We start from the raw sequence: 10,335 nt of genomic DNA on the forward strand, positions 1-10,335 counted from the left end.
TCTTTTTTTAATTTATAAATTTTATTATATCTTTAAAAAATCCTCTTTCAATAGATAAATTTATCCATAAATTAGTCCATTTTCTTAGAAAAATTTTGTGATAATTTTATAAACTCTTTATTTTTCTTTTATCTTATTTATTTTTTAAAAAAATTAAAAATAAAAATAAGCACAAGAAATAAAGCTATCACTTGTGCTATAATTTATTATTTTATTTTCAAGTATTCTTCCAAAGAAAGATCGTTCTCATACATAGATTTTGCATTTTCTACACCAACATATCTAAATTCCCAGCATCTTTCTTTTTTGCCAGTAATTTCTTCTTTTTCTTTGGTGTATCTTTGAATAAATCCATATTTATAAGAATTTTCCTTTAGCCACTTATATTCATTTGTATCTTTAAATTTGTCTGAATATTTGCTTTGTCCAGTATAAAAATCAAAACTTGTTCCTGTTTGGTGGTCACTTGTATAAGGCATATCAGCATCAGGATTATTTTGATCTACCAATTTTTCTTCACTTTGTCCCATCCTAAAATCAGATGCGATTTTTATATCCAAACCTTCTCTTTGCATATCAATAAGCATAGTATCAAAAGCTTTTTTGCTTGTAGAATCAACGCCAGGATTAAAATCTTTAGGCAAAGGATTTGATTCATTGACAAAAACAACTCCCTTAACTACACTAATATTTTCGCTATCTTTAAGCTTTCCAAGACCATATTTATTTACATAATAAAATTCATCATTAATTTTAATTTTTGAAAAAGAATTTTCTGTACCAAAATATTCTAAGTATTGGTTATTATTAATGCTTACATCAGTTTTTGTAAAATCGCTTGGTTCTTGGTAGCAATATTGACTTTTAAGAGATTTGACATAGGATTTCATAGTATCACTATATCCATCATCATCAATTTTTTCCCCATCACTAATTACTACATTTTCAAAACCAATAGGAGTGGCTACTTGAGTTTTTGCATTTTTTAATTCCTCTTTAAGCACTTCATTTTCTTGTTTTTTATTAGCTTGGGCATACCTGTTTTCTATTGGTTTTCTAATTTGAAAATCATCACTACTTTTTTTAAAATCTATATTCAAAGCTCCTGTTATCAAAAGAGCACAAATTCCAACTTTTATTAAATTATTTCTTCTTTTTATTTTTCTTTCTTTTACCTTTTTACGTCTTAAATCTCTAATACTTTTGTTTGCCATTTTTAGTTTTCTTCCTTAAATCTATTTCAATATAACTAAATTTACGTCTGTGGGATAGTTTATAAAATCATATAAATATATTTCAATTTATAATAAAAGACTTTACAAAACTTTTTAATATTTTCTTAACTCCATTATAACACAAGTATAAAAAAATATGTATAGTATAAATGATTTTTTTTGTAAAATATTTGAAAAAAATCGCTAAAAATTAATTTTTTTAATTTTAGCGATTTTTTTAATACATTTCTATAAAATTTTTTACTCTTTTACAAAAGCTTATAAGTTTTTATTATGAATTTTTTAAGCAAATTAATTAACTATAAAGTAGCTTTTTGAATTTTAATTTTTTCTCCCATTATTTCATTTGTCATTTTTTGAGAAATTTCATTTACATATGTCATATATATTTCTATATATTTTTTTTCGTTCTCATCGAATTTTATATTTTTTGCCAAAACCTTAGCAGGGTCAATAATATTTGCCTTGTAGTTTAAATTTTTAAAAATTTCATCTTCTACTATAGGATAGTGGGTACAACCTAAAACAATGTTTTCAATTTTTTTCTCATTTGCAAGTTCTAAATAATCTTTTAAAGCCTTATCCACTTCATCTCCATTTACTATTCCTTTTTCTATAAGGGAAACAAGTAATGGACAAGATTTTTCAAAAACTTTTTTATTAGAAATTTTTTCAATTTTAATTTTATAAGTATGTTGTAAGCACGTTGCCTTTGTAGCCATTACAAAAATATCCCCTTCACATTCTAAGGATTTTTTTATTGCTTGGTCTGTAATTGAAATAAATTTTTTATCAAATTCTTTTCTAAGATATTCTATTGCAACTGTAGAAATTGTATTACAAGCTATCACAAAAAAATCAATATCTTTTTTTAATAAAAATTCTACTATTTTTTTTGAAAGCTCAATTATTTCTTCGTTTGACTTATCTCCATAAGGAACATTTTTATTATCTCCAAGGTAAAAATAATTTGCCTTGTGTTTTTTAGACAATTCTTTAAGAACAGTAAGTCCTCCAAGTCCTGAATCAAATACACCAATATTAGTCATCTATTAAATTCACCCTTTCAACAAATTTATAATCGTTTTTTATTTCATTTAATGCATAATTGATTTTTTCTTCATCAAAAAATACAGCAAAAATACTTGCACCACTACCACTAAGAAGTGCTTTGGCTGCCCCTAGATTTTCAAGTCTATTTTTTATTTTATAAAGATGAGGAAAATTTTCATATACTACATCTTCCATCACATTAGAAAAATATTTTACAATATTTTTATCAGAAGATTTTAATCCCTCAATTATTTTTTCCGTTTCAATATTTCCATAATCTTTTAATCTTTTATATACAAAATTTGAAGAAATACTTGTCCCATCATTTACCAAAAGAATTTTCATATCTAAATTTATATCAAAAGGAGATAAAATTTCTCCGATTCCTTGGGCTCTTGCAGATTTTTTCAAAAAGAAAAATGGAATATCAGCTCCTAAACTTTTCCCAATTTTAAAAATCTCATCATCACTCAAATTTAAACTCCAAAGCTCATTTAAAGCCAAAATCATTTCTGCACAATTTGTTGAACCACCAGCAAGACCTGCAGCTATAGGAATATTTTTTTCCAAAAACACATCTACTCCACATGATTTAACTCTATCTTTTAATATAGCCCAAGCCTTGTAAATCAAATTATTTTCAATATTTTCCTTTGATAAAATTTGGCTATTTGTTTTAATTTTAATTTCGTTAGTATTATTTTTTTCAATTTTTAATTTATCAAATAAAGAAATCCTAGTCATAATTGTATCAATTTCATGATAACCATCATCTCTTTTATACAAAGAGTCTAAACTAAGATTAATTTTTCCATAACATTTTCTTTCCATAATTACCTCTCTACAATTATATCATAAAGATTTTGAGTAAAATAAAAATATAAAATAAAAAATTTCAAATCGAAAAATTAAAATCAAAACTACCAGCTTAGCTGGTAGTTTGCACAGCGCCTATAAGGCGCGAATACCGGCACGCCCCTATTGGGGCTGTCGAATATTCCACCACATGCACCACTATCACAACTACTGCTTAAGCAGTTTTTTTATTTGTTTTTATTTACTGACTCTCCCGTAAACGGGTCATAGTATTCTTTTATACTTATTTGGTCAGTGTAATAGTCTTCTTTTAATTGATTTTGTATATATTCTTTTATTTTCTTTTCATTTCTTCCCACCATATCTACATAATATCCTCTACACCAAAAATGTCTATTTCCATATTTATATTTTAGGTTGGCGTGTCTATCAAATATTATCAGCGAACTTTTTCCTTTTAAATATCCCATTATTTGTGATACTGAACATTTTGGTGGGATTTCTACCAACATGTGGACATGGTCTGGGCATAGCTCTGCTTCTATTATTTTTATTCTTTTTCTTGAACACAGTTCTCGAAGTATACTTCCTATATCTTTTCTTAATTGTCTATATATTGCTTGTCTTCTATATTTTGGTGCGAAAACTATATGATATTTGCATCTCCAGCTTGTATGCGATAAAGTATTTTTATCCATGATTACCTCCTTGTTTAATTGTGCATGTGACTATCACAATTATACTTTAAGGAGGTTTTCTTGGTGCTTGAAGCTAAAGCTAAATCCCTCCACCTGCATAGCAGGTGGTTTATTGTTTCGCTCTCTTTCGTTCGCTCAACTCACTTAAGTGGCAAATAAAAAATAGACCTTGCTTTCGCAAAGTCTATTTGTAAATTTAAATTTATTTAGAGTAATCGTAGAATCCTTTACCAGTTTTTCTACCAAGATCTCCTGCTCTTACCATTTGTCTTAATAATGGATTTGGACGATATTTGCTATCACCAAATTCATTGAATAATACTTCCATAATTGCAAGACATGTATCAAGTCCTATAAGGTCAGCTAATGCTAGAGGTCCCATTGGATGGTTTGCTCCAAGTTGCATTCCCTTATCAATATCTTCAACGCTTGCAAGTCCATCATATAAAACTCCTATTCCTTCGTTAATCATTGGAATTAAAAGTCTATTTACAACAAATCCTGGGCCTTCTTTTACTTCTATTGGTTGTTTTCCAAATTCTTCAGCAAGTTCAAATACTTTTTTATTTGTTTCATCGCTTGTATGAAGTCCTCTAATAACTTCTACAAGTTTCATAACTGGAACTGGATTGAAGAAATGCATTCCTATTACATTTTCTGGTCTATTTGTTGAAGCAGCAATATCTGTTATTGAAAGTGAAGATGTATTTGAAGCAAGTATTGCCCCTTCTTTAACTACTGCATCTAATTCTTTGAAAATTTCTTTTTTAAGTTTTGGATTTTCTGTAGCAGCTTCTATAACTATATCACAATCAGCTAAGTCTTTTACTTCTGTTGTGTAAGAAATGTTTTTGATTGCTTTTTCTTTAGCATCTTCTTCCATTCTTCCCTTAGAAACTTGTTTAGCATAATCTTTTTCAATTCTAGCTTTTGCATTTTCTAAGAATTCATCTTTAATATCTCTTACTACTACTTCGTGGAATTTTGCAGCTACTTCTACAATTCCTCCACCCATAATTCCTGATCCAATTACACCAATTTTCATATTTACTCCTTTGTGTGTTTTAAAAAAGTTTCGTTTGTTTGTTAAATTAATAACTTATATATATTATAACATTGTTTTCCTAGTTTTTCAAGAAATATTGACTTTTTTTTAACTATTTATTAGATTTTCTCCAAATTCTCATTTTATCAGCTTCTTTTATCAATTCATCTCTAAAGTCTGGATGAGCAATTGAAATTAATTTCTCAGTTCTTTCCCATAAAGATTGTCCTTTAAGATTAACCATACCAAACTCTGTTGCAACATAATGAGTATTTGCCCTACAACCTGTTGGTTGTGTTCCTTCAATCAATCTTGGAATAATATTAGAATGTCTTACACCTTTTTTATCTACTCTTGATGAGTGTAGAGTTACAAAAGACTTTCCACCTTTTGAATTATAAGCGCCAATCATAAAATCTAAAGCTCCACCTGAACCTGAAATATGTTTTGTTCCAGAGCTTTCTGCAGAAACTATACCATTCAAATCAACTTCTAGAGCTGAGTTTATTGACATAAAATTATCCAAAGCAGAAATTTGTTCGATTCCATTACAATAATCTACTGGAGCTGCACAAAGTTGTTCATTATTGTCTATAAAATCGTACAATTCTTTGCTACCAGCTGCAAAGGCATAAACTTGTCTTCCCCTATCAATATTTTTCTTTTTACCTGTAATTTTTCCAGCTTTTGATAATTCAACAAAAGAATCTACATACATTTCTGTATGAACTCCCAAATCTTTTAAATCTGAATTTGCTATTTCTTTTCCAATTGCTGTAGGAAGTCCACCAATTCCTATTTGTAAACATGCACCATCAACTAATTCTTCAACTACATATTTAGCAACTTCCTTATCCAAATCACTTGGATTTGCTTTACCCAAAGCTACCATTTCTGGATTTGAACCTTCGATTATATAATCAACATCTTTAATATTTACAAAATTTTCATATCCACCAAGTCCTCTTGGTACATTTTTATTTACTTCTATTATTACAATATCAGAATTTTCAATTGCAGCGTAAAGATGAGATGCAGAAATTCCAAAGTTAAAATTGCCGTGTTCATCCATAGGTGTCGCTTGTGTTACAAAGACATTTGGTTTTTTTATTGAAGTTCTATAATATTTTGGAAGTTCTGAATATTTTATAGGAGCATAAAACGCCCTGCCTTCTCCAGCTAATTTTCTAATTGCTCCCAATGAATGCCAAGAGTTATAAACAAAATGTTCGTTTGTTGGATCTGCATCAAATAATTTAAATTTTTCTAATTCTACTCCTCCTCTGACAACGATGTCATTGAGCTTAGTAATTTCTTTTGCAAATGCTTCATCAAAATCGTGTGGAGAAATTATTCCCCAAGAGTAGTCAACATAATCTCCATCTTTAACTAATTTTGCTGCATCTTCAGCACTTATTAGTTTTTCCTTATATAATTTATTATAGTCCACGTTATCCTCCCATTAAATACGCATATTTTTACTTATATATTGGAATAATTTTTAATTATCTCCATAAAAATTTAAGGATGAGACTTCTCTCATCCTTAAATTAATTTGAGATACTAATAATGATATACCCAAATTTAAAAATTTTATTTATCTTAATTTGCTTTTTTATTCTTAATTGCTTCTGTAAGTTTTGGTACTACTTCAAATAAGTCGCCTACTATACCATAATCAGCTCTTCCAAATATTGGAGCATCTGGATCTTTGTTTATAGCTATAACTTTATCAGCAGCATTTATACCTGCCAAGTGTTGAATAGCTCCAGAAATTCCTACAGCTATATAAACTCTTGGTCCTACAGTTTTTCCTGATTGTCCTACTTGGTGAGAGTGTGAAATCCATCCAGCATCTACAGCAGCACGGCTTGATCCAACAGTTCCGTCAAGTGCATCAGCTAAATCTTTTATTAATGCAAAGTTTTTAGGATCTCCAAGTCCACGTCCACCAGAAACTATAAATTCAGCTCCAACTAAATCAACTTCATCTCCTTCATCTCTTGGAATGAAATCTAAAATTTTTGTTCTAGCTTCACCTTCAAATTTGATGTCTTCATCAATTATTTCGATATCATCTTTTGCACCAATAGCTTCTTTTGAAAATACTCCTGGTCTTACAGTTCCCATTTGTGGTCTGTGATCTGGGCAAAGAATCATTGCCATTAAGTTTCCACCAAATGCAGGTCTTGTCCATCTAACTTCTTTTTTCTCAGCATCAATATCAAGTTCTGTACAATCTGCTGTAAGTCCTGTGTGAAGTCTTGCTGAAACTCTTGGGCCCAAATCTCTTCCTTGATTTGTTGCACCTATCAAAATTATATTTGGACTATATTTTTTAACTAATTGGTCTATTGCATCTGCATAAACTTCTGTATTATATTCTTTGTAAATTTCATTATCAACTGTAATAATTCCATCTACACCGTATTCTTTTACTTCTTCTTTAGCTTTATCAACATTTGATCCGATAATTATAGCGTAAAGTTTTTCATCAATAGCATCAGCCATTCTTCTTCCTGGATTCATTAGTTCAAGTCCAACATTTACAGCTGATCCATCTTCTTTTGTTTCTACAATTACCCAAAGATTTTTATTTTCACTCATCTATATCCTCCTAAATAAGTTTCTCATCAGAAAGAGCATTTATTAACTTATCTACAGAAACGCTAGCATCTTCATCGTTGTAGATTTCTCCAGATTTCTTATGTTCAGGTGTATAAGATTTTTTAACTCTTGTTGGTGAACCTTTAAGTCCTATTGCTGTTTCGTCAATATTTTCTTTTAGTTCTTCAAAAGTAATTTGTTCTATTGTAGCTTTTTTAGCTTTCATTTTATTTTTGATTTTTGGATATCTTAATTCTTCATCGCCATATTTTGTAAATGTTATAAGAGCTGGAAGTTTTGCTTGAATATTTAAAGCTCCTCCTTCAACTTCTTTAAGAACTTTGATTCCCTCATCGTTTAATTCTGCTGTATAAGCATAAGTTACTTGTGGCAAATCTAAATGTTCAGCAATTTCTGGTCCAACTTGTGCTGTATCTCCATCTATAGCTTGAAGACCACAGAAAATCATGTCATAATCTCCTTCTCTTTTAGCTACTTCTTTTATAGCTTCTGAGATTATATAACTTGTTGCAAGTGTATCAGAACCACCAAATTTTCTATCAGTAACCAAATAAGCTTTGTCAGCTCCTACTGCTAGAGTATCTCTAAGCATAGATTCAGCTTGAGGTGGTCCCATAGAAATAACTGTGATTTTTACATTTTCTGGATCATTATCTTTTATTCTTAAAGCTTGTTCAAGGGCAAAAGCATCATAAGTATTTAAGATACTAGGAACTCCCTTTCTAATAAGAGTATTAGTTTCAGGATCTATTTTGATTTCATTAGTATCTGGAACTTGCTTTGCACATACAAAAATATTCATTTATTCCTCCTAAATTTATCTTCTTAATTATTATCTTAAAAGAGCTCCTGATACAACCATTAACATTACTTCTGAAGTACCTTCATAAATTTCTGTAATTTTTGCATCTCTCATCATTCTTTCAACGTCATATTCTTTGATATATCCATATCCACCAAGAATTTGAACTGCTCTATCAGCAACGAATGATGCTGTTCTTGAAGCTTTTAATTTTGCCATAGCTGCTGCTACTGAGTAATTTTCTCCAGCATCTTTTAAGCTTGCTGCTTTATAAACTAAATTTCTAGCAGCTTCAATTTCTATAGCCATTTCAGCTAATTTAAATTGTGTATTTTGGAATTTAGCTAAAGGACGTCCGAATTGTTCTCTTTCTTTAGAATATTGAACAGCTTTTTCTAAAGCGCCTTCTGCAATACCAAGAGCTTGAGCTGCAATTCCAATTCTTCCACCATCAAGAGTTGCCATAGCAATCTTAAATCCTTTACCTTCTTCTCCAAGTAAATTTTCTTTTGGTATTCTACAATCTTGGAAAATTAATTCCATAGTTGATGAACCGTTGATACCCATTTTGTTTTCAAGTGTACCAAAATCAAATCCTTTAGTTCCTTTTTCAACTATGAATGCAGAAATTCCGTGATTTCCTTTTGACTTATCTGTCATGGCAAATACTACATAAATATCAGCATATCCACCATTTGTTATAAAGATTTTTGTACCATTAAGTACATATTCATCTCCATCAAGTTTAGCTGTTGTTTGTTGACCTGAAGCATCGGTTCCTGCATTTGGTTCTGTAAGTCCAAAAGCACCTAATTTTTCTCCACTTGCAAGTGGTGTTAAATATTTTTTCTTTTGTTCATCATTACCAAATTTATTGATACAATCAGCTGATAATGATGTGTGAGCTGATAAAATTACACCTGTTGATGCACAATATTTTGAAAGTTCTTCAACTGCAAGTACGTATGTAAGTGTGTCAGCACCTTGACCGCCAAATTCTTCATCAAATGGAATTCCAAAGAAACCTAATTCTTGCATTTTTGCAACTGTTTCTTCTGGGAACATATGTTCTTCATCTACTTTTTGAGCTAATGGTTTAACTTCACTTTCTGCAAAGCCGTGGAACATCTCTCTCATTTCTTCATAATCTTCTGATAATTTATACATATTTTCTCCTAAATAATTTTCCATATTTATTATTTTTAAATTTTTAAAAATAATATTAAGAAACACTTTTTATCACTTCTGTTATTATATTAACAATCGGAACTAGACTTGTCAAGCTTTTTAGCCAATTTTTTATCAAGCTTTTAGCTTTGAGTCCTAAATTTTTTTGGAAAATTTTTTCTAGCTTTATCCTTTTATTATATAAATTAAAATTATAAATTAAAATTATCTCACTTTATCATTTTTTATATAATTTACAATTCTAAAACTAAAAATCAAAAAACAAAACTTAGTGTATTATTATATGGAATTTAAAATTTAATTAAATATTTTTGCTAAATTTTATTTCTTTATTTTTTATTTCTTTATATAATATAGTAAAAAGATTTCCCAAAAAAACATTTACCTACATTATAATAATATCACAATCAGTCTATCTGTCAAATCTTTATCAATATATTTACAAATTTTAACTATATATTTTATTTTATAAATCAGTTTTTAAATTTTAAGAATGAAAAATATTTTTTATGCTTAAATTTAAGATAAAAAAATTTCATTTAATCCGAATCTATTTTGTTTATTATTAAAAAGCTAATATATTTAGATGTCTTGATTTTAAAAATTTTCAAATTTAAAAATTAAAATTTTTCACTTTCTATTTTTATTTTAGTCGATTTCTTATTTGCTCTTAGAAAATTTGATTTTTGAATTTCTAAGACCTTTAAAATAATTTCTAATTTTAAATTATAAATTTATTTATCATTGATATTTATATTTAATTAAAGGAAAACTTTTCCATTCGATTTTTTCATGTTATAATTGATATATAATTAATTAAGTTACTTAGTTAATTATATCAGAGCGTCGACAAACCCACTAATAAATCAG

9 protein-coding genes are annotated in these 10,335 nt (G+C 28.7%); all 9 read right to left on the reverse strand.

What is annotated here, in order from left to right; all coding sequences use genetic code 11:
* Positions 1–206 precede the first annotated feature (206 nt).
* Positions 207–1,214 (reverse strand): M15 family metallopeptidase, encoded by a 1,008-nt coding sequence (locus tag HMPREF2782_RS05330; protein WP_070641387.1) that lies wholly within the window; start codon positions 1,212–1,214, stop codon positions 207–209.
* A 320-nt stretch (positions 1,215–1,534) separates the two neighbouring features.
* The gene (gene murI, locus HMPREF2782_RS05335) at positions 1,535–2,284 is read right to left on the reverse strand and encodes a glutamate racemase (protein WP_070641388.1); all 750 of its coding nucleotides are present in this window, start codon (positions 2,282–2,284) and stop codon (positions 1,535–1,537) included.
* On the reverse strand, positions 2,277–3,119 hold the full coding sequence (gene ispE, locus HMPREF2782_RS05340) for a 4-(cytidine 5'-diphospho)-2-C-methyl-D-erythritol kinase (RefSeq protein ID WP_070641389.1): 843 nt from the start codon (positions 3,117–3,119) through the stop codon (positions 2,277–2,279). Before ispE ends, murI begins: the two co-directional genes overlap by 8 nt.
* Before the next feature lie 212 nt (positions 3,120–3,331).
* A complete protein-coding gene (gene tnpA / locus HMPREF2782_RS05345; protein ID WP_070641390.1) occupies positions 3,332–3,802 on the reverse strand; it encodes an IS200/IS605 family transposase in 471 nt (156 codons plus the stop codon).
* Positions 3,803–4,004: 202 nt separating this feature from the next.
* Entirely contained in the window at positions 4,005–4,847 is an 843-nt protein-coding gene (locus HMPREF2782_RS05350) for a 3-hydroxybutyryl-CoA dehydrogenase (protein ID WP_070641391.1), read from the reverse strand.
* 112 nt (positions 4,848–4,959) lie between these two features.
* Positions 4,960–6,297, reverse strand: coding sequence for an acetyl-CoA hydrolase/transferase C-terminal domain-containing protein (locus HMPREF2782_RS05355; protein ID WP_070641392.1), 1,338 nt, complete (start codon positions 6,295–6,297; stop codon positions 4,960–4,962).
* A gap of 152 nt (positions 6,298–6,449) precedes the next feature.
* On the reverse strand, positions 6,450–7,454 hold the full coding sequence (locus HMPREF2782_RS05360) for an electron transfer flavoprotein subunit alpha/FixB family protein (RefSeq protein ID WP_070641393.1): 1,005 nt from the start codon (positions 7,452–7,454) through the stop codon (positions 6,450–6,452).
* Positions 7,455–7,464: 10 nt separating this feature from the next.
* The gene (locus HMPREF2782_RS05365; protein WP_019118129.1) at positions 7,465–8,277 is read right to left on the reverse strand and encodes an electron transfer flavoprotein subunit beta/FixA family protein; all 813 of its coding nucleotides are present in this window, start codon (positions 8,275–8,277) and stop codon (positions 7,465–7,467) included.
* A gap of 30 nt (positions 8,278–8,307) precedes the next feature.
* On the reverse strand, positions 8,308–9,444 hold the full coding sequence (locus HMPREF2782_RS05370) for an acyl-CoA dehydrogenase (RefSeq protein ID WP_019118130.1): 1,137 nt from the start codon (positions 9,442–9,444) through the stop codon (positions 8,308–8,310).
* Between the last annotated feature and the right edge of the window lie 891 nt (positions 9,445–10,335).

Origin of the sequence: Anaerococcus sp. HMSC068A02 (assembly GCF_001811125.1) — a bacterium.
Classification (GTDB): domain Bacteria; phylum Bacillota; class Clostridia; order Tissierellales; family Peptoniphilaceae; genus Anaerococcus; species Anaerococcus vaginalis_C.